Raw genomic sequence first — 17,536 nt, forward strand, 5'->3', positions numbered from 1 at the left:
CTGTTGCGGATAAGCAATCGACCTTGGTCAGGACTGGGAAACCGTGGTCTGTCCCCAAAAAGCTCACAGGTCGCCTCGAACGCAGGGTTAGAGATCATGGGTTCCCTTTCCGCGATTGCATTCAAAACAGAGTGTCCACAAGTTGTCCTCGCCGTTTGTGCCACCCTTTGCGACTGCGATCTTGTGGTCAACTTCCAGTCTGCTGCCTTCTTCGGCGGACGCCCCACAAATGCAGCACCGATATGAATCACGCTTGAAGATCGCGAACCGCTGAGTAACGGATATACCGGCCCGCACCTTTCCCTTCGCTCTAAATTCGGTGCAAGCTTCATCGAACGCGAGAATGGCTTCAGGTGCGGCATGCCTGAGGAGCAAGTAGCTTCTTATGTTTTCGAGGGAACTCGTTGTCCGCGGGAATGATCGGTCACGCTCCACATCACAGGCAAAATCACCAACCGGGTCGTCGCGCTTAGTTTGGCGAAGAAGCCAACGATAGAGTTGACTCCTTGCGGCCTTTTCAGCCTTGACGTCAGCGGCTGCCAGTTCGGCAATGATGTTTTTGGCATCTGATGGTCGGAAAAACTTTGTGTTTGGTTTCTTCGCGTAGCGCTCCCACGATTGAAGTGACTGCGCGTATCTCTGTGCACGAGTTGAAACGTGGTCGGGATCTTCAAAGTGCTGCGCAGGCTCGAACAAGTCGCAACGCGCACAGTAGTACATGTTTGGCGTTTCTTCATGATGGTCGCCATGAACGTAATAGCGAGTGCGTGCGGAGTGCCGGATCATGATGATCTCTAACGTAGAGCTAACCGGCGCTGCGCGGCTTTATCGCGCAGCGTCCAGCGACCAAAGGGAGCGAGGTTGAGCGCCATGTTGGGCATGCACTAGTTCTTACTTTTTCTTGCGCTACACAATGTCGTTGAGAGACCGCGATTCAATTTTATTTCTGTGCCCGCCTTAACGTAGCAAGCAATGGTCTTTTCCGAATTTACCGAACCGGCGCAGAGTTCAACGGCGATGCCGCGAATAATGCCTTCATCTATTTTGGAAATGAGTCCATAGCACTTTGCGGGCTCGGGCGTCCATGCTCCGGAGCAAAGCTCAGTCCCCGACCCGATATTGATCTCAGGGTCTATTTTGGTGACATCGTTCAAACAGTCGATTGGGTCATAAGCGAACGCGGCAGTACTGTAAACCATTGCGAAAGTAAGACAAATAGCGCTTAGAGCTCCGGTTCTGGGCATTTATCGTTCCCTCCTTATTTGCATGCCCAACGTTCAAGGTAACCGGCCTTGCGCGGCTTTATGCGCAAGGTCCGGTTGACCGCAGGGTTCGGCCCCAACGGATATTTCACTGAGCCGTTCTTCGGTGAATTTCCAAGCCGTAGGAATTCGGTCAATTGTTCCCGCCGCCTTGGCACGGCTTGTCCAGATGTGCTCCTCATACAAGATGGTGTCACCGCGCCCGGCTGCGGCCGCCTTCAACCACGAAGCAATTTCAGTTGGGGTGGCGAGATACATGCGAGGTAGCGCATCAATCGCGACGCCGCGAAATTGAACGAGGCAGAAGACGGTCTTCTTCGAATGCTTCTTCAACCAAGCATCTACGGCACCGTGGTAGTCGGCGTTGGCGATGTGTGACTGCGTGAGGCCCCACCCACCGTCTTGGCTTCCTTTCACGGAAACTTTCAACATGCGTTCGCCGGAAACGGCGACCAGATCGTACTCGGGTTGATTAGCTCCGTACTGCACGGACACATCCCATCCACAGCGCGCAAACTGCGCGGCTGCAAATGCCTCTGCTGCTGTAGCAACCTGCCAAGAAGTAATCATGTGCGTGTTGGGGCCGAACGTTCGAGTTAACCGGCCCGCGGAGGCAGGCACCGTAAGGCCGGGCTGAGATGATGCACCATGTCCCTCAGCCCGGCCTTGCGGTGCCTGCCGTAGCGGGTCCGGTTGAACGAGGGGTTAGGCGTCGCCCGGGTGTGGACGAACGGCGACAGTCTCTTCCTATCGATTGCTAAAAGCTTACCGAATCTCCGGGCGCGATCCACGGCACACCGTACGGCGTTCCCTGCTCAACGGTGATTTCGATTTCTGCAAACTTCCCATCGGTACTGTAGGCCGTAATCGTTTGGCACGCATCGCGTGCCACGGCCCCTTCAAACAACTTCTTCATATTGGCCTTTTTGTCCTTTATTACGACAGTTTTTGTCCCTGTGCCGAACTTGTTGCACAACGAAAACGAGACGTCTGCGGCCATAGCAGGCGTTGCCGAAAGCACCAAGGCAAGTACACCAAATAGGTATTTCATTTTGCTTCTCCTTGAGTAATCGTCAATCGTAATTTGCCATCCATTTACTGTACCAGTCGCGATGACAATAGTTGTCGTAGGTGCGCGGCACCAGTTCTGAGCCTGCATATACTCGATAGACGTAAGCAGGAATCCAGTTGGAACCCTCGACTTTGATTCGACGGTCCGGATTGCGGTTTACGAGAACTATGCAACCGTCTCTTTGCTGAATTCTAAGGTCCTCGCACGCGTTGCCGCTGCACGGGCCGCCTGCCGCGGGGCCTCCCCCTGACGACTGAGTAGTGCGTGATGGTGGTGGCGGTGGTGGAGGCGGCGTTGGGCTTTGATCGCCTCGGCCGCTGCGGCCCCTATTAGTGACCCCTGGCGGAGCAACGCCAACTGGTGGTGACACTTCTCCCGGCCGCACGATTGGTTCGTACCCAGGTTGCCCCGGTTGAAATGCGATTCCGTAAGATGTTTTTCCGGCGCCTCGATCAATGGAGATGAAGTCCTCCATGTCGTATTCGTTCTGGTTCACCTGACAATATTTTTCTGTCTTGATTCCAGAGGTGTTCTCGACTCGGACACAGAAGTTCGGACCATCGCCGGACCACTTGCGACTAGGCGATCGGGCGAATATGTACAGATATCGATTCTTTAGTACTTCGGTGATGATCTCCTTGCAGCTGGCGCCCTCCACGCGTCGATTCATGTACGTCACCCACTCTTCGTTGACATACATTCGTACGGACACATAGATGGCCTCCGCATTTCGATTGCAGACGTTAAGTTGCGCATGTCCAGAAGTAGCGGCTAGCATGGCGAGCGCGCCTATCGTCTTGCCGGACCATCCCTTGCAGTGCATGAGCCCTCCCGATGTTTAGTTGGAGAAAGCGGTGGATTGCGACGCCTAACGTTCGAGCTAACCGGCCAGCGGAGGCAAGCGCCGTATGCCCGGGCTGAGATGATGCACCAAGTGCCTCAGCCCGGGCTTACGGCGCTTGCCGTAGCGGGTCCGGTTGAGCGAGGGGTTAGGCTTCACCAGCCGTAGTACCTCGATAGTGCGTTTGTCAGTAGGCCACCGGCGACACCAATTTCGACCTGCCACGCTGCATTGATGGCCTTGTCCATCATTCGGGAGAGCCACGACCGGGTTTGCGGACCAAAGCTCTTCTCTGCAACCTCCGTACTCGTGGAGTCCGCGGCTATTGCCTGCTGCAGCGCGGCAACGTCGGATTCCTGCACTTGCTTTGCGCGCAGGAACGCGGCGAGTGAATCAAAGTCTCCGCGCTCGACTGAATTGCGAACAGTTTGCTGATTATTGTGGCCGACCAAGATGGTCACGTTGTCGCCGAAAATGGCGTTGTTGAACATTGATCCTGTCTCGGGTGACTGTGCTACGCGCTTGACCGCTTCGTCCGACATATCTGCTCCAACCTTTTCACTCACGTCAAGCAGGAAGTCCAGGAGCTTCGACCGCACCTGAGCCGTGATTTGTGCAAACCGACCAATCCCAATATCGCACCAAGCTTGCTGTACCTTGTAGCCGCCAGAGAGTGCTTTATTGAAGAACGCTGCATACTCCACCGGCAACGGGCGCTGAAGGCCCTTCGTATCGTGCTTGGCCAAACCCTCCAAGACGGCAATGGAATCGCGCATCTCGAGTTCTTCAAGACGCTTCCTTTGCTCCTTGGTTAGGTGCATTGTAGGTAGCGGGTGGTCAGAGTACGAGTATGCGTTGTTTGTGACATTGCCCTTGACATGGGCTGGGATGACGCGATAACTCGGAAGTGGAGCGTCGTCAGGATACCCGTTGATCTCGTTGTTAACCCAATCAACCAAGTCGCGCCGACCAACCCTGTGGAGAAGAACTTTCGTCTTCACGAGTGCGTCGATCAAACTCGGCTGGGGCTCCGAGAGTTCGGAAATTAGATCGGTGAGGAGCTTCATAGGTGGATTGTGAAGCCTAACTATAAATGGACACCCCAAAAGGTGGCTTGTTTTACACCTTACGGGTGTCTAATATTTTGCCAGGCAAGGCTATACCGAGGTTAAGCGTCATGTCAAACGTGGTAGTACACCCCAAAACGATTGTCGACCACGCCTCCGGCGGGGCATCCACGCCGAAGCTGCTGGATGAGGTACGCGCCCACATCCAGCGGTTGAACTACAGCATCCGGGAGAATTGGGGACAGACCACGGTTTCCTGGTTTCTGCTCCGCTTTGGCAGAAAACCGTAACGGGAAACCATGGTCTGTCCCCAATTCTACAGGTGTTGGCGTGACATTCGCTGGTTGCTGCAGGGCAAAAAAGGCAGAGGACTTTCGTCAGATGAGCCAGTCCGGAGACAGCGCGTGACCCACAGTTCGCTGAGAAAATGAAGCCAGACTGACGCCCGTTTCAGCACCCGGTCGTGCTCGATCAATGCTGCACAGCAAAGCTGAGGCTGGCGGCTAGACTTTGCTGTGTGACTGCGTCTTCAGGGGGCAACAGTGAAAGTCAGCGCGATCATGTCTTCACCGGTGGTGACAGTGCACCTCGACGACAGGCTGTCGGCAGTGCGGGAGATTTTCAGCCGGACCAGATTCCATCACTTGATCGTGGTCGAGCATGGCAAGCTGTTCGGCGTCGTCTCGGATCGGGATTTGTTGAAGGCGATCAGCCCGAATATCGGCAAAGGGGCGGAGCGTGATGCAGACACCGCGACCCTCAACAAGCGGGTTCACCAGATCATGAGCCGCAAGCCGATCTTTTTGCAGGAGGAGAGCAGCGTGCTCGATGCCATCAGGCTGTTTGACGAACACGCCGTCTCATGCATTCCAATCGTCAACCCCGACAACACGCCTGTGGGCATTCTCAGTTGGCGCGACATCATCAAGGCGATCCGGGCCGTCAGTCAAAAAGAGAAGCCGTAGCAGCAGTCGAGCGACAGCGGCAAAAACCGGTTACCGAGACAATTGATCTGCCGCTGCTTCCTCGGCCATGCAGACGCGGTTGCGCCCCTCGTGCTTGGCCCGGTAGAGCGCTTCATCGGCGCGCCGCAGCAGTTCAGCCGCTGAGTCGTCGTGCAGCGTGGCGATTCCCAGGCTGACCGTGAAGTTCAGCACGCTGCCGCGGTAGGTGACCTCGAGTTTGGCCGCCGCCCGGCGGATGCGCTCTGCGGTGATCAGTGCCCCTTCGGCCGGTGTGTTGTGCAGCAGCAGTGCGAACTCCTCACCGCCATAGCGATAGAGCAGGTCGGTCGAACGGGCCGCCCGGCCGATCTCGGCAGCCAGTTCGCTCAGCACCTGGTCACCGGCCGGGTGGCCATGGCTGTCATTGATCCTTTTGAAGTGGTCGACATCGATCATCAGCAGCGACAGCGGCTGACGATGCCGTCTGGCCAGATCGACCTCGCGGCGCATCGCGCTCTCGAATGCCTGACGGTTGCCGACCTGGGTCAGACCATCGGTGAGGGCCGTGCGCAGCGTCTTGCGGTGAATCAAGGCGTTGCGCAACGGAAAGATCAGCGTGGAGAGCAGGGTTTCGAGCAATTCGGTCTCGGCCTCGCTGAAGGGGTGGTTGCGATGCAACCCGATCTCACCCAGCGCCATCTGTTCGATCGCCAGTCGGTAGTTCAACTGGATGCAGCCATCTCCCTCCCAGGCGAACTCGATCTGCTCATCCTCGTGCCGATAGCCCAGGCCAGTGATCGGCATGATCTTGCTGACCCAGTCGGCAAAAAAGGTGAGCAGTTGCTCCACTTCGAGCGAAGTCTGCAACAGCCGGGCAAGACCGAGCTGCAGATTCAGCTCCGCCAGTTCGGCGGCAATGGCGTCGGCGGTACCGCCCCCACTTCCCGGCAGGGATGCGTCGCGCGAAGGGGTCGGAATCGATAACACTGCGGACATGGATTCATCACTCCAGAGAGTCTTGGCTTGATCCGGGCGTCACGCTGATGGGCGCCTCGTTGACACGACTGCTTTAGCGAAAGCCGTGCCAACTATCAAGAGACTGTTTTCCAAGCTCAAAACTGTTTTTCAGCCGGTTTATTGGCCAGAAACGGCAGGAGTGGTGGTTTTTTGACCAGAAAGCCGCCGCTGCCCTCCTTCGCTCGGCGGGTGATCAGTCAAAATACTGTCATCCGGGTTGTCCGTCGCGCGTCTGCGCATCCAGCGAAACACCGTTGAGATGGCGGCTCTGCGGCCCCATCAGGTAGAGGTAGAGCGGCATGATTTCGTCCGGAGCCGGATTGCGGTCCGGATCTTCGCCGGGATAGGCGTCGGCCCGCATCCGGGTGCGGGTCGCGCCCGGATTGATGCTGTTGATCCGCACCTGACTCACCGCGCCCAGCTCCTCGGCCCAGACCTGCGCCATGCCCTCGACGGCAAACTTGGTGACCGCATAGGCACCCCAGTAGGCACGTCCGCGTCGGCCAACGCCCGACGAAGTAAAAATCACTGAAGCATCATCGGCTTGCATCAACAGCGGCAGCAGCGCCTGCGTCATCATGAAGGCGGCAGTCAGATTGACCTGCAGCAGTTTCTGCCACTCATCGAGCGGGTACTGCCCAAGCGGCGTGCGCCGGCCCAGCAGCGCGGCATTGTGCAGCACACCATGAAGCTGGCCGAACTCCCGCTCCAGGGTCGCGGTCAGATCCTGGTGGTCGCGCAGGGTGGCGCCCTGCAGATTCATCGGATAGATGGCCGGCTCGGGTCCACCGGCGGCGACGATCTCGTCGTAGCACTCTTCGAGATGCTTGACCGTGCGCCCCAGCAACACCACGGTGGCGCCGTGGCGCGCGTAGCAGTTGGCCGCGGCCCGGCCGATGCCGGCACCGGCGCCGGTCACCAGAATGAAACGCCCCTGCAACAAGTCGGAAGGTGGTTGATATTCAAACATTTGCTGTGGCCTCCCAGAGACTCGGTAAATTCGCGAACACGGCAACTCCCTGCCGCCCGGGTTTCAGTCGGCGGAGAGCCGTTGCCGCAGCCACGATGCCATCTCATCGACGCTGCGCACCAGGTGGTCGGCCTGCCACTGCTCGGCCGGATCGGCCGGATGCACGTAGCCGTAGGCGGCCGCCATCGTCAGGGCGCCGGCGGCCCGGCCGGCCTCGATGTCGCGGCGGTGGTCGCCGATGTAGAGCGTATGCGCCACCGGGCGGTCAAGTTGACGACAGGCAAGCAGGATCGGTTCGGGATCGGGCTTGCGTCGCGTGACATGGTCAGGGCAGACCAGAGTGCGGCAGCGCGGCAGCAGATCGAGCCCCTGCATCAATGGCACCGCATAGTGACTCGGCTTGTTGGTCACCACGCCCCAGGCAATGCCCGTTGCATCGAACCAGTCGAGCAGTTCGGCCAGGCCGGCGAAGAGCCGGGTTCGCGCATGGCCGTTGCGCTGGTAAAGATCGAGCAACTGCTGGCGCAGCGGCTCGAACTCGGCTGCATCGGGCGCATGGCCAAAGCCCAGAGTGATCAGCGCGCCCGACCCCTCCGACACCGTCTCACGAATCGCCTTGTCACTGAGCAGGCGCTGACACTGCCGCTGCTGCATCAACTGGCGCAGCACCACGATGAAGTCGGGGGCGGTATCGAGCAGGGTGCCATCGAGGTCGAACAGCACCGTGGAGAGCGTCCGCATCGGCTTCACGCCCCCTTCACCGCATGGAGCAGATAGTTGACGTCGACATCGCGGTCGAGCCGGTAGCGCCGGGTCAGCGGGTTGTAGACCATGCCGGTCAGGTCATCCAGCCGCAGATCGGCCATTCTGAGCCAGCCGGCCAACTCGGCCGGGCGGATGAAACGGGTATATTGATGGGTGCCGCGCGGCAGCAGACCCAGCAGATATTCGGCGCCAACGATGGCGAACAGAAAGGATTTCGGATTGCGGTTGATGGTCGAGAAGAACAGATGACCGCCCGGCTTCACCAGCCGGGCCGCGGCCCGAATCACCGACAGCGGATCGGGCACATGCTCGAGCATCTCCAGACAGGTGACCAGGTCAAAGGCGGCCGGCTGCTCATCCGCCAGCGCCTCGGCGGTCACCCGGCGGTAGCTCAGCCCTTCCAGTTGCGATTCGAGCCGATGCAGCTCAGCCACCGCCAGTGGCGCCTCGCCCATGTCGATGCCCAGTACCTCGGCGCCGCGCACTGCCATCCCCTCCGCCAGCAGGCCGCCGCCGCAGCCGATGTCGACCACCCGCTTGCCGGCCAGCCCTGCCCGCTCGTTGATGTAGTTGAGCCGCAGCGGATTGATGTCATGCAGCGGCTTGAACTCGCTGTCGGGGTCCCACCAGCGGTTGGCCAGGGCTTCGAACTTGGCGATCTCACCCAGGTCGACATTGTTGGCGTGCTGCATGGGGGCTCCTGTGGCTGTGCAATGGTGGCATGATACCGCAGCCCCCAGCCATCGCGTCACTCAGCGTCGGTCGCACCGTGCACTTCGCCGGCCCTTTTCGCCGGCCGATTTCTGTTTATATAATGCGGTGTCCTCGAGCTGGAACCGCTGCGCGCGATGCGTGGCGTTCCCCCATCCTTGCTGCCGAACAGAACAACCGATTCAGAGCGACGCACTTTCGCTCCGATCGCGGATATAACAACGAGCGCGCGGCCTGGTCTGGATCAATATGCCCGACGCCGCTGTCGCTCGACCACAGGCTCATTAGGGAGGCTTCATGCAACCTTTCGACTATGTGGCGCCCACTTCACTGGCCGCGGCCACTGAACTCCTCAAGAGCGCCTCATCCGTGCCCACTCGTATCCTGGCCGGCGGGACTGACCTGCTGGTGCAGATGCGTGCCGGCGCGCGCAGCACTTCGCGCGTGCTCGACATCAAGAAGATTCCGGAAACCAGCGTGCTGGAGATCGGCACCAGCCACCTGCGCATCGGTGCGGCCATCAGCGCCGCGCAAATTTGCGGGCATCCCGAGCTGCGCAAGCTGTTTCCCGGCGTGGTGGAGTCTATCGAACTGATCGGTTCGACCCAGGTGCAGGGCCGGGCCACGCCGGTCGGCAACCTCTGCAACGCATCACCCGGTGCCGACAGTGTGCCGGCACTGGTGGCCGTCGGCGCCGAGGCGCGTGTGGTCAGTGCCAGTGGCGAGCGCTGGCTACCGGTGGCCGAGCTGCCCGCTGCGCCAGGACGCACGACGCTGGCGCCGGAGGAGTTCGTCGTCGAACTGCGGCTGCCGCTGCCGGCCGCACGCAGCTCCGATGCCTACCTGCGCTTTACGCCGCGTGCCGAGATGGACATTGCCGTCGTCGGTGTCGGTGTTGCGCTCACCCTGGATGAACAGGGCGTCTGCCGCGCGGCGCGTGCCGCCGTCGGCGCCGTGGCCGCAACGGTACTGCTGGCGCCCACCGTGGCCGACGCCATCATCGGTTCGAAGATCGATGACGAGTCGCTGGCACGGGCCGCCCAGGCCGCCACGCGGGTGGGCAATCCGATCAGCGACAAGCGAGGCACCGCGGAATTCCGCCGCCACATCGCCGGGGTGCTGGCCAAGCGCGCCATCCGCGCCGCGGCACAACGGGCGCAACAACAGGGGTAATGAAGATGGCGAAGCAACATGTCTCCACCACCATCAATGGTGAAGCGATCGAATTTCTCTGTGAGCCGCAGCAGAGCCTGCTGGAGGTGCTGCGCGACGAGCTGGGGTTGACCGGCACCAAGGAGGGTTGTGCGACCGGCGACTGTGGCGCCTGCTCGGTGCAGCTCAATGGCCGGCTGATCTGCTCCTGCCTGATGCTGGGCGTCGAGGCCCAGGGACAGCAGATCGGCACCATCGAGGGCATCGCCAAGCCGCATGAGCTGCACCCGATCCAGCAGAAGTTCCTCGAACATGCCGCCCTGCAGTGCGGCATCTGCACGCCCGGCTACATCGTGGCGACCAAGGCATTGCTGGAACAGAACCCCGATCCGACCGAGCAGGAGGTGCGTTACTGGCTCTCCGGCAACCTGTGCCGTTGCACCGGGTATGACAAGATCGTGCGTGCGGTGCTCGATGCCGCCGCGGAACTCAAAGGAGCGACACCATGAGCGAGCAGAGCACTCCCAAGACCTACCGATCGATCGGCACCTCCCCGGTCCGCCCCGATGGCATCGACAAGGTGACCGGGCGCGCCAACTACGGTGCCGACCGCCACCTGCCCGGCATGCTGCATGGCAAGACGCTGCGCAGCCCGCATGCCCATGCGCGCATTCGCTCGATCGATGTCAGCGAGGCCGAAAAGCTGCCGGGCGTCATGGCGGTGGTGACCGGTGCCGACTTCCCCCATCTGAAATCGGCGATGGAAGAGGCCGGCGAGTCGCAGATCGATGTGTGGGATCTGGCCCGCAACGTCATGGCGCGCGACAAGGTGCTCTACCACGGCCATGCGGTGGCCGCGGTGGCGGCCACCTCCGATGCAATCGCCGAGGCGGCACTGGCAAAGATTCGGGTCGACTATGAAGTGCTGACACCGGTGATGGACATCGAGGCCGCCATGGCCGACAACGCACCGTTGCTGCATGATGAGATGCGCACCCAGGGGCTGCCCGCTGCGGCCGATCGCGCCTCCAACGTCGCCACGGTGATCAAGCTGGCGCGTGGCGACCTTGCCGCCGGCTTTGCAGCGGCCGATGTGGTGATCGAGCGTGAATTCTCGACCCCCACCGTCCACCAGGGCTATATCGAGCCCCATGCCGTCGTGGCCGACTGCCGCGAAAATGGTCAGGCCACGCTCTGGTGCTGCACCCAGGGCCCCTTCGTGGTCCGCACGCTGACCAGCAAGGTGCTGAATTGGGATGTCTCCCGCATCAAGGTGATTCCGAGCGAAATCGGCGGCGGCTTCGGTGCCAAGACCACCGTCTATCAGGAGCCGGTCGCGATCATGCTGTCGCTGAAGTCGGGCCGTCCGGTCAAGATGGTGATGAACCGCGAAGAGGTGTTCCGCGCCACCGGTCCCACCTCGGCCAGCCGCATCCGCATCAAGCTTGGCGCCAACCGCGCCGGCAAGATCATGGCCGCCGAGGCCGAGCTGAAGTACGAAGCGGGCGCCTTCAAGGGCTCGCCGGTGATGCCCGGCTGCATGTGCGTGTTCGTCTCCTACGAGATGCAGAGCTTCAGCATCACCGGCTATGACGTGGTGGTCAACAAGCCGAAGGTGGCGGCCTATCGGGCACCGGGAGCGCCGATGGCGGCCTTCGCGATGGAGTCGATGATCGACGAGATGGCGCACAAGTTGGCGATCGATCCGATCCAGTTCCGCCTCGACAACGCCGTGCGTGAGGGGTCGCAGGCGGTCTATGGTCCAAAATTCCCCGCCATCGGCTTTGAAGCCTGCCTCAAGCAGGCCGAGAGCCATCCGCACTACCGCGCACCACTCGGCGCCAACCAGGGACGCGGCGTGGCGGCCGGCTTCTGGTTCAACGTCGGCATGCAGTCGAGCGCGACGGTCAATGTGCAGGAGGATGGCAGCGCGATCGTGATCACCGCCAGCCCCGACATTGGCGGTTCGCGCGCCTCGATGGCACTGATGGCCTCCGAAGAGCTGGGCATTCCTTACGAGCGCATCAATGCCCTGGTCGGCGACACCGAGACCGCCGGCTATTGCGATGTCACCGGCGGCAGCCGCACCACCTTTGCCACCGGCATGGCGGTCATCCAGGCATCAAAAGATGTGATCCGGCAGATGCGTGAGCGCGCGGCCAAGGTCTGGAACGTCGAGATCGATCAGGTGAGTTGGGTCGATGGTGCGGCAGTGCCGGCGGCAGAGGTGGCTGCCGAAAAGGATCTGAAGCCGCTGAGCTTCGCCGAGCTGGCCAGAAATGCGGCCCACACCGGTGGTCCGATTGCCGGACGCGCCTCACTGATGGCACAGGGCGCCGGCGCCGGCTTCGGTGTGCACCTCTGCGATGTCGAAGTCGATCCGGAAACCGGCAAGGTCGACATCATCCGCTACACGGTGATTCAGGATGCCGGCAAGGCGATCCACCCTGCCTATGTCGAAGGGCAGTTGCAGGGCGGCGCCGTGCAGGGCATCGGCTGGGCGCTGAACGAGGAGTATGTCTACAACGCCCAGGGGGTGATGGAAAATCCCGCCTTCCTCGACTACCGGATGCCGGTCGCCCTCGACCTGCCGATGATCGATGCGGTGATCGTCGAGGTGCCGAATCCGTCGCACCCCTATGGCGTGCGCGGTGTCGGCGAGACGCCGATCGTGCCGCCGCTGGGTGCGGTGGCCAACGCGGTGCATGACGCCACCCAGGTGCGCTTCTGCCACCTGCCACTCAATCCGCCACGGGTGCTGGCAGGCTTGCAGGCCGCCGGAGCCTGAACCGGTTGGCCCGGGTGCTGCTGTCGAGCGAACTGCAACCCCTCGCCGGAGGGGTTGCAGAGTTGAATCTGGCTGCCGTTGACGTGCGCGAACTGTTCGAGCAGTTGCGCCGTCACTGCCCGGCGCTGGCGGAACATGTGCAACAGCATTCGGCGCTCGCCATCGATGGTGTCATCTACCAGAGGCCCTTCGCCGAACCACTGGCGCCCGACTGCGAGATCTACTTCATCCCCCGCATTGCCGCTGGCTGAATCCGGCACATCGGCCACCCATTCAGAGCCGGCGAATGGCTCTGTCGGCGGTCGAACTCCCTGCTCACGGTCAGGATCACGGCATTCAGACTGACCACTTCAGCCGCACGTCCGAGTACCCATGACCTTTCTGCTCCGACATGAACGCAGCCTGCTGCTGCTCGCCACCCTGCTGGTGCTGCTGGGCTCCGGCTGGCAACCCCATGACCGCGCCACCTGGTGGCTCGAGGTGGCACCGGTGCTGATTGCGCTGCCGATCCTGCTTGCCACCCACCACCGCCACCCCCTGACACCGCTGCTGTATCGGTTGCTGTTTCTGCATGGGGTGATCCTGATGGTCGGTGGCCACTACACCTATGCGCGAGTGCCACTGGGCTTCTGGTTTGCCGACTGGTTCGATCTGACCCGCAACCACTATGACCGCCTCGGCCACCTGGCGCAGGGTTTTGTTCCGGCGTTGCTGGCGCGGGAGATTCTGCTGCGCGCCACCCCGCTGCGTGGTGCCGGCTGGATCTGGCTGCTGGTCACGGCAGTGGCGTTGGCCGTCAGCGCGCTCTATGAACTGCTGGAGTGGGCGGTGGCGCTGATCAGCGCCGAGGCGGCGGAGTCCTTTCTGGCGATGCAGGGTGATGTCTGGGACACCCAGTGGGACATCTTTCTGGCGCTGATCGGCGCCCTGCTGGCGCAGTGGCTGTGTGGCCGGCAGCATGACCGCGAACTGGCGCGGCTGCGGCAGCGGTCAATCACCAATCCGTCACCCCAGTCTGCCCCTGAAAAGCACTGAATTTCTGCGCGCAGCATGAAAGTACGCCGATCACCTCACCATCAGACCGGGAGCGGAGCGCGGCTCAGCACCACGAAGGCCAGCGCGTAGTCACGTTCGTCGCTCAGCGAGACCTGTGCCTGGGCATCGAGCGCTGCCAGCCGCTCGGCGGCGGCGCCGGAGAGTTGCAGGCAGGGGGCACCGGCGCTGTCATGCAGCAGCGCGATCTGCCGGGGTGCCACGCCATTGCCGAACCCGCAGCCGAGCGCCTTGACCACCGCCTCCTTGACCGCGAACCGCTTGGCCAGAAAGTGGGCGGGTGCCGCAGCGGTTGGCAGCTCCAGCAGTTCGCTGGGGGCAAGGATGCGCCGGGAAAAGGCATCGCCATAGCGCTGGTGCAGCCGGGCGATGCGGGCGACGCTGACCAGATCGGTGCCGATGCCGAGGATCATGGCCGCCGTGCGTTGCGCATCAGTGCCTTGATGTCGCGCACCGCCTGCTTGAGACCAGTGAAGAGCGCGCGGGCGATGATGGCGTGGCCGATGTTGAGTTCGTTGAGTTCGGCAATGGCGGCGATCGGCTCGACGTTGTGGTAGTGCAGGCCATGGCCGGCATTGACGATCAGTCCGAGCTGATGGGCTTGGGTGGCCGCCTGCTGCAGCCGTTGCAGTTCGGCACTGCTCTCGCCAGCAGGGAGTTCGGCATAGTGGCCGGTGTGCAGTTCGATGGCCTTGGCGCGACAGCGCACGGCAGCGTCGATCTGCGCCGGATCGGCATCGATGAACAGCGACACCTCGATGCCGACCGCCTGCATCCGGCCGACCGCCGCAGTGATGCGCGCTTCGTGGGCGAGCAGGTCGAGCCCACCCTCGGTGGTCAGCTCCTGCCGTTTTTCCGGCACCAGGCAGACATGGGCCGGCCGCAGATCGAGCGCAAAGTCGACCATCTCGTCGGTCACCGCCATCTCCAGGTTGACCCGGGTCTGGCAGAGCTGCTGGATCAGCCGGACATCCCGCTCCTGGATGTGACGGCGGTCTTCGCGCAGATGGAGGGTGATGCCGTCGGCACCCGCCTCCTCGGCCTCGAACGCGGCCTGCACCGGATCGGGATAGCGGGTGCCACGCGCCTGGCGCAGGGTGGCGACATGGTCGATGTTGACACCCAGAAGCAGAAGGTCAGTGCTGGTCATGGAGGCCTTGTGTGTCTCGGTCGGCACCCATCGACAGCGCCACTCTGGCACGTCGATAGAGCGCCCGGGTTTGCAGGGGACGCCCGCGCAGGTGCGGCGCCAGCGCCAGTTCGTTCAGCCTTTTTGCCGCCTGCAGCGCTGCCGACTCGCTCAGTCGATCATGTGCCAGCGCCAACAGGATGGCACCACTGAAGCAGTCATGGCCGCTGGCTGCCTCGTGGCGGGCCAACTCGATGAAACCCACGGCCGGGTCGAACCGGTAGCTGCTGGCCACATCGATTTGCAGTGCGCCGTCCAGGGTGTGGTCGAAGGAGATGGCGTAACCCAGTTCGGTCAGCAGCCGCCATTCGAACCGGCGCAGCAGCGGCGCCACCGCCTCGTCACCAGCCAGCGCGGTCACTGTGCGGCCATAGGCCTGGAACAGCGCCGGATGGGGGTCGAATGGACTCAACAGCCGCAACAGGAGCTCGTTCAGGTAGCAGCCGCTCCACCAGCGTTCGCCGCGCAGGGTCAGTGCCATGCCGCTGGCTTCGGCGGCGGTCAGGCTCTTCAGTTCGCCGCGCCCGCTCCAGGCCAGCCGCAGCGGTGCGAAGGGTTGCAGCAGCGCGCCCAGCAGCCGCCCGTTTCTGCTGCCGCCACGGCTGCCACGGGCCACCAGCCGCAGCAGACCCGCTTCGCGCGTCAGGCAGTCGAGCAGTTGGCCATGCTCCTGATAGGGTCGATGGTGAAGCACGAACGCCGCCTCGGCCGTGCCATCTCCGGGACGGGTCGATCCCAGTGTCATTCCCGCTCCTGATACCCCAGACTCTTCAGGGCCCGCTCGTCATCCGACCAGCCCCGTTTGACCTTGACCCAGGTGGTGAGCATCACCCGGTTGCCGAACAGCCGCTCCATGTCGAGCCGCGCCTCCTGGCCAATGCGCTTCAACCGTTCGCCACCCTGGCCGATCAGAATTTTCTTCTGCCCTTCACGCTCGACGTAGATCAGCGCATTGATGTGGACGATCTCATTCTCGACCACAAAGCGCTCGATCTCGACTGCCACCTGGTAGGGGATCTCCTCGCCCAGTTGACGCATGATCTTCTCGCGGATCAGTTCGGCGGCCAGAAAACGTTCGCTGCGGTCGGTCAGCTCTTCGTCGCCGTAGAGGTGGTCGGCCAGCGGCAGTCGCTCGGCCACTGTCTGTTCCAGCAGCTCGATCTGCTGCCCCTGTTTGGCCGAAACCGGCAGCAGCGCGGCAAAGGCAAAGCGCCTGCTCAGCGTGTCGAGATAAGGCAGCAGCAGCCCCTTGTCGGAGAGCCGGTCGATCTTGTTCAGCACGGCAATGACCGGCACCTGGCCCTGCCGGAGCCCTTCGAGCACGCTCTCATCCTCTTCGGTGAAGAGACCGGCCTCCAGCACCCAGAGCACCAGATCGACCTCGAGCAGTGCCGAACGCGCCTCCCGGTTCATGAAGCGGTTGATCGCACGGGTCGGCTTCTGTTGCAGGCCCGGCGTGTCGATGTAGATGGCCTGTACCGGCCCGTCGGTCTTGATGCCGAGAATGCGGTGACGCGTGGTCTGCGGCTTGCGTGAGGTGATGCTGAGCTTCTGGCCGAGGATGCGGTTGAGCAGGGTCGACTTGCCGACATTGGGCCGGCCGACGATGGCGACCAGACCGCAGCGGCTGGCAGTCGTGCCGTGGTCACTCATGTTTCGATGGCCTCCAGTTGCTTCAGGGCAGTGCTGGCCGCCATCTGCTCGGCCAGCCGGCGGCTGTTGCCGCTGCCAAGCGCCGGTTCTGCCAGCAACGGATGGTGGCACTCGACATGGAAGGTCTGGGCGTGCGCCTTGCCTTCGACCCGCACCACCCGGTAGTCGGGCAGTGGCTGGTGCCGGGCCTGCAGATGCTCCTGCAGGCGGGTCTTGGGGTCCTTCTGCGGATCATCGAGCGACAGTTGCGACAGCCGCGGTTCGAACCAGTTGAGCAGGTGACGGCGGCACTCATCGAAACCCGCCTCCAGATAGATGGCGCCAATGACTGCCTCCATCGCGTCGGCCAGAATCGAATCACGGCGAAACCCGCCGCTCTTGAGCTCTCCGGGTCCCAGCCGCAGGTAGTCGCCCAGTTCGAACTCCCGCGCCAGCTCCGAGAGGGTCTGCCCCCGCACCAGCCGGGCGCGCAGCCGGGTCAGCTTGCCTTCACGCGCGCTCTTGAAGCGGTTGAACAGCTCCTCGGTGATGACGAAGCCGAGCACCGAGTCACCCAGCAGTTCGAGCCGCTCGTTGCTGCCACTGGCATGGCTGCTGTGGGTCAATGCCTCTTCGAGCAGTCGCGGGTCGTTGAACAGATAACCAAGTCGCTGCTGGAGACTGGAGAGCGGTCTGTTCAAGGGCGCCGGGCTTCGAAGTGGTTCTTGAAATGGACCAGCGCCTCGACGTTGGCGATGATCGGCACCGCCACGTCGTAGTTGACATCGACCACCAGCTTTCCATCGACCTCCTCGACCTTCACCGCCTTGCCGTCGACATTGCGGATGTTGTTGATCTGAAAGCGGGTCATCAGCAGGTTTTTCACTTCACTGGGCGATTTCTGGCTGATCTGCGGCACCTCTTCGAGCGACTTCACCGCCGCCGCGACAAAGGAGTTGTCGAGATAGAGCGGTACCAGCCTGAATGCCAGCAACAACAGAAAACCGGTGACGGTCAGAAAATAGAGCATCGCCAGCATCGATGCGCCGCGCTGCCGGGTGAGTGTCGTCATC

At 62.1% G+C, this 17,536-nt stretch carries 22 protein-coding genes; 7 read left to right on the top strand and 15 right to left on the bottom strand.

The genetic code is table 11. From position 1 onward, the window contains the following. Positions 1–87: 87 nt before the first annotated feature. From H7A13_10175 to H7A13_10195, 5 genes are all read right to left on the bottom strand, one after another. Positions 88–786, bottom strand: a complete 699-nt coding sequence (locus H7A13_10175; GenBank protein MCP5333701.1) for an HNH endonuclease — start codon at positions 784–786, stop codon at positions 88–90. A 491-nt stretch (positions 787–1,277) separates the two neighbouring features. Continuing rightward, positions 1,278–1,832 (bottom strand): hypothetical protein, encoded by a 555-nt coding sequence (locus H7A13_10180; protein ID MCP5333702.1) that lies wholly within the window; start codon positions 1,830–1,832, stop codon positions 1,278–1,280. A gap of 187 nt (positions 1,833–2,019) precedes the next feature. After that, positions 2,020–2,313: a hypothetical protein gene (locus H7A13_10185; GenBank protein ID MCP5333703.1), complete on the bottom strand. Its 294-nt coding sequence runs from the start codon at positions 2,311–2,313 to the stop codon at positions 2,020–2,022. A gap of 22 nt (positions 2,314–2,335) precedes the next feature. Continuing rightward, positions 2,336–3,157: a DUF1036 domain-containing protein gene (locus tag H7A13_10190; GenBank protein ID MCP5333704.1), complete on the bottom strand. Its 822-nt coding sequence runs from the start codon at positions 3,155–3,157 to the stop codon at positions 2,336–2,338. Positions 3,158–3,330: 173 nt separating this feature from the next. After that, a complete protein-coding gene (locus H7A13_10195) occupies positions 3,331–4,242 on the bottom strand; it encodes a response regulator receiver protein (GenBank protein ID MCP5333705.1) in 912 nt (303 codons plus the stop codon). 110 nt (positions 4,243–4,352) lie between these two features. On the opposite strand from H7A13_10195, the gene H7A13_10200 reads away from it, so the two are divergent. Next, complete coding sequence (locus tag H7A13_10200) at positions 4,353–4,532, top strand: hypothetical protein (GenBank protein ID MCP5333706.1); 180 nt, start codon at positions 4,353–4,355, stop codon at positions 4,530–4,532. A 252-nt stretch (positions 4,533–4,784) separates the two neighbouring features. Next, positions 4,785–5,207 carry a CBS domain-containing protein gene (locus H7A13_10205; protein ID MCP5333707.1) on the top strand — a complete coding sequence of 141 codons (423 nt, stop codon included), beginning with the start codon at positions 4,785–4,787 and terminating at the stop codon, positions 5,205–5,207. Positions 5,208–5,237: 30 nt separating this feature from the next. On the opposite strand, the gene H7A13_10210 is transcribed toward H7A13_10205, so the two are convergent. From H7A13_10210 to ubiG, 4 genes are all read right to left on the bottom strand, one after another. Next, positions 5,238–6,182, bottom strand: a complete 945-nt coding sequence (locus tag H7A13_10210) for a GGDEF domain-containing protein (GenBank protein ID MCP5333708.1) — start codon at positions 6,180–6,182, stop codon at positions 5,238–5,240. Between the two features lie 229 nt (positions 6,183–6,411). Continuing rightward, positions 6,412–7,173 carry a YciK family oxidoreductase gene (locus H7A13_10215; GenBank protein ID MCP5333709.1) on the bottom strand — a complete coding sequence of 254 codons (762 nt, stop codon included), beginning with the start codon at positions 7,171–7,173 and terminating at the stop codon, positions 6,412–6,414. A gap of 63 nt (positions 7,174–7,236) precedes the next feature. After that, positions 7,237–7,914, bottom strand: coding sequence for an HAD-IA family hydrolase (locus tag H7A13_10220; GenBank protein MCP5333710.1), 678 nt, complete (start codon positions 7,912–7,914; stop codon positions 7,237–7,239). A 5-nt stretch (positions 7,915–7,919) separates the two neighbouring features. After that, positions 7,920–8,630, bottom strand: a complete 711-nt coding sequence (ubiG, locus tag H7A13_10225) for a bifunctional 2-polyprenyl-6-hydroxyphenol methylase/3-demethylubiquinol 3-O-methyltransferase UbiG (protein MCP5333711.1) — start codon at positions 8,628–8,630, stop codon at positions 7,920–7,922. Positions 8,631–8,946: 316 nt separating this feature from the next. Between ubiG and H7A13_10230 the strand changes: the two genes are divergently transcribed. The 5 genes from H7A13_10230 (at position 8,947) to H7A13_10250 (ending at position 13,624) form a co-directional block, all read left to right on the top strand. After that, positions 8,947–9,822, top strand: coding sequence for a xanthine dehydrogenase family protein subunit M (locus tag H7A13_10230; protein MCP5333712.1), 876 nt, complete (start codon positions 8,947–8,949; stop codon positions 9,820–9,822). 5 nt (positions 9,823–9,827) lie between these two features. Then, positions 9,828–10,310 (top strand): (2Fe-2S)-binding protein, encoded by a 483-nt coding sequence (locus tag H7A13_10235; protein MCP5333713.1) that lies wholly within the window; start codon positions 9,828–9,830, stop codon positions 10,308–10,310. After that, on the top strand, positions 10,307–12,589 hold the full coding sequence (locus H7A13_10240) for a xanthine dehydrogenase family protein molybdopterin-binding subunit (GenBank protein ID MCP5333714.1): 2,283 nt from the start codon (positions 10,307–10,309) through the stop codon (positions 12,587–12,589). Before H7A13_10235 ends, H7A13_10240 begins: the two co-directional genes overlap by 4 nt. Positions 12,590–12,594: 5 nt before the next feature. Then, positions 12,595–12,840, top strand: coding sequence for a hypothetical protein (locus tag H7A13_10245; GenBank protein ID MCP5333715.1), 246 nt, complete (start codon positions 12,595–12,597; stop codon positions 12,838–12,840). A gap of 121 nt (positions 12,841–12,961) precedes the next feature. Further along, the gene (locus H7A13_10250) at positions 12,962–13,624 is read left to right on the top strand and encodes a DUF2238 domain-containing protein (GenBank protein ID MCP5333716.1); all 663 of its coding nucleotides are present in this window, start codon (positions 12,962–12,964) and stop codon (positions 13,622–13,624) included. A gap of 41 nt (positions 13,625–13,665) precedes the next feature. Here H7A13_10250 and H7A13_10255 read toward each other — a convergent pair whose 3' ends face one another. Genes H7A13_10255 through H7A13_10280 form a run of 6 tightly spaced genes read right to left on the bottom strand, consistent with a single transcriptional unit; the run spans position 13,666 to position 17,535 of the window. Continuing rightward, the gene (locus H7A13_10255) at positions 13,666–14,055 is read right to left on the bottom strand and encodes a holo-ACP synthase (protein ID MCP5333717.1); all 390 of its coding nucleotides are present in this window, start codon (positions 14,053–14,055) and stop codon (positions 13,666–13,668) included. Continuing rightward, positions 14,052–14,792 (bottom strand): pyridoxine 5'-phosphate synthase, encoded by a 741-nt coding sequence (pdxJ, locus tag H7A13_10260; protein MCP5333718.1) that lies wholly within the window; start codon positions 14,790–14,792, stop codon positions 14,052–14,054. Before pdxJ ends, H7A13_10255 begins: the two co-directional genes overlap by 4 nt. Continuing rightward, positions 14,779–15,576, bottom strand: a complete 798-nt coding sequence (gene recO, locus H7A13_10265; protein ID MCP5333719.1) for a DNA repair protein RecO — start codon at positions 15,574–15,576, stop codon at positions 14,779–14,781. The genes pdxJ and recO overlap by 14 nt, the downstream gene beginning before the upstream one ends. Further along, positions 15,573–16,484 carry a GTPase Era gene (era, locus tag H7A13_10270; GenBank protein ID MCP5333720.1) on the bottom strand — a complete coding sequence of 304 codons (912 nt, stop codon included), beginning with the start codon at positions 16,482–16,484 and terminating at the stop codon, positions 15,573–15,575. The genes recO and era overlap by 4 nt, the downstream gene beginning before the upstream one ends. Then, positions 16,481–17,164 (bottom strand): ribonuclease III, encoded by a 684-nt coding sequence (gene rnc, locus H7A13_10275; protein ID MCP5333721.1) that lies wholly within the window; start codon positions 17,162–17,164, stop codon positions 16,481–16,483. The genes era and rnc overlap by 4 nt, the downstream gene beginning before the upstream one ends. Next, positions 17,161–17,535, bottom strand: a complete 375-nt coding sequence (locus tag H7A13_10280; GenBank protein ID MCP5333722.1) for a DUF4845 domain-containing protein — start codon at positions 17,533–17,535, stop codon at positions 17,161–17,163. The genes rnc and H7A13_10280 overlap by 4 nt, the downstream gene beginning before the upstream one ends. Between the last annotated feature and the right edge of the window lies 1 nt (position 17,536).

The sequence above is a fragment of the Pseudomonadales bacterium genome (assembly GCA_024234215.1).
Classification (GTDB): domain Bacteria; phylum Pseudomonadota; class Gammaproteobacteria; order Pseudomonadales; family UBA5862; genus JACKOQ01.

Excerpts from the sequence above, each read along its gene's own strand:
- H7A13_10175 (MCP5333701.1), bottom strand. The coding sequence starts at position 786 with ATGATCCGGCACTCCGCACGCACTCGCTATTACGTTCATGGCGACCAT.
- H7A13_10180 (MCP5333702.1), bottom strand. The coding sequence starts at position 1,832 with ATGATTACTTCTTGGCAGGTTGCTACAGCAGCAGAGGCATTTGCAGCC.
- H7A13_10185 (MCP5333703.1), bottom strand. The coding sequence starts at position 2,313 with ATGAAATACCTATTTGGTGTACTTGCCTTGGTGCTTTCGGCAACGCCT.
- H7A13_10190 (MCP5333704.1), bottom strand. The coding sequence starts at position 3,157 with ATGCACTGCAAGGGATGGTCCGGCAAGACGATAGGCGCGCTCGCCATG.
- H7A13_10195 (MCP5333705.1), bottom strand. The coding sequence starts at position 4,242 with ATGAAGCTCCTCACCGATCTAATTTCCGAACTCTCGGAGCCCCAGCCG.
- H7A13_10200 (MCP5333706.1), top strand. The coding sequence starts at position 4,353 with ATGTCAAACGTGGTAGTACACCCCAAAACGATTGTCGACCACGCCTCC.
- H7A13_10210 (MCP5333708.1), bottom strand. The coding sequence starts at position 6,182 with ATGTCCGCAGTGTTATCGATTCCGACCCCTTCGCGCGACGCATCCCTG.
- H7A13_10215 (MCP5333709.1), bottom strand. The coding sequence starts at position 7,173 with ATGTTTGAATATCAACCACCTTCCGACTTGTTGCAGGGGCGTTTCATT.
- H7A13_10220 (MCP5333710.1), bottom strand. The coding sequence starts at position 7,914 with ATGCGGACGCTCTCCACGGTGCTGTTCGACCTCGATGGCACCCTGCTC.
- ubiG (MCP5333711.1), bottom strand. The coding sequence starts at position 8,630 with ATGCAGCACGCCAACAATGTCGACCTGGGTGAGATCGCCAAGTTCGAA.
- H7A13_10230 (MCP5333712.1), top strand. The coding sequence starts at position 8,947 with ATGCAACCTTTCGACTATGTGGCGCCCACTTCACTGGCCGCGGCCACT.
- H7A13_10235 (MCP5333713.1), top strand. The coding sequence starts at position 9,828 with ATGGCGAAGCAACATGTCTCCACCACCATCAATGGTGAAGCGATCGAA.
- H7A13_10240 (MCP5333714.1), top strand. The coding sequence starts at position 10,307 with ATGAGCGAGCAGAGCACTCCCAAGACCTACCGATCGATCGGCACCTCC.
- H7A13_10250 (MCP5333716.1), top strand. The coding sequence starts at position 12,962 with ATGACCTTTCTGCTCCGACATGAACGCAGCCTGCTGCTGCTCGCCACC.
- H7A13_10255 (MCP5333717.1), bottom strand. The coding sequence starts at position 14,055 with ATGATCCTCGGCATCGGCACCGATCTGGTCAGCGTCGCCCGCATCGCC.
- pdxJ (MCP5333718.1), bottom strand. The coding sequence starts at position 14,792 with ATGACCAGCACTGACCTTCTGCTTCTGGGTGTCAACATCGACCATGTC.
- recO (MCP5333719.1), bottom strand. The coding sequence starts at position 15,576 with ATGACACTGGGATCGACCCGTCCCGGAGATGGCACGGCCGAGGCGGCG.
- era (MCP5333720.1), bottom strand. The coding sequence starts at position 16,484 with ATGAGTGACCACGGCACGACTGCCAGCCGCTGCGGTCTGGTCGCCATC.
- H7A13_10280 (MCP5333722.1), bottom strand. The coding sequence starts at position 17,535 with ATGACGACACTCACCCGGCAGCGCGGCGCATCGATGCTGGCGATGCTC.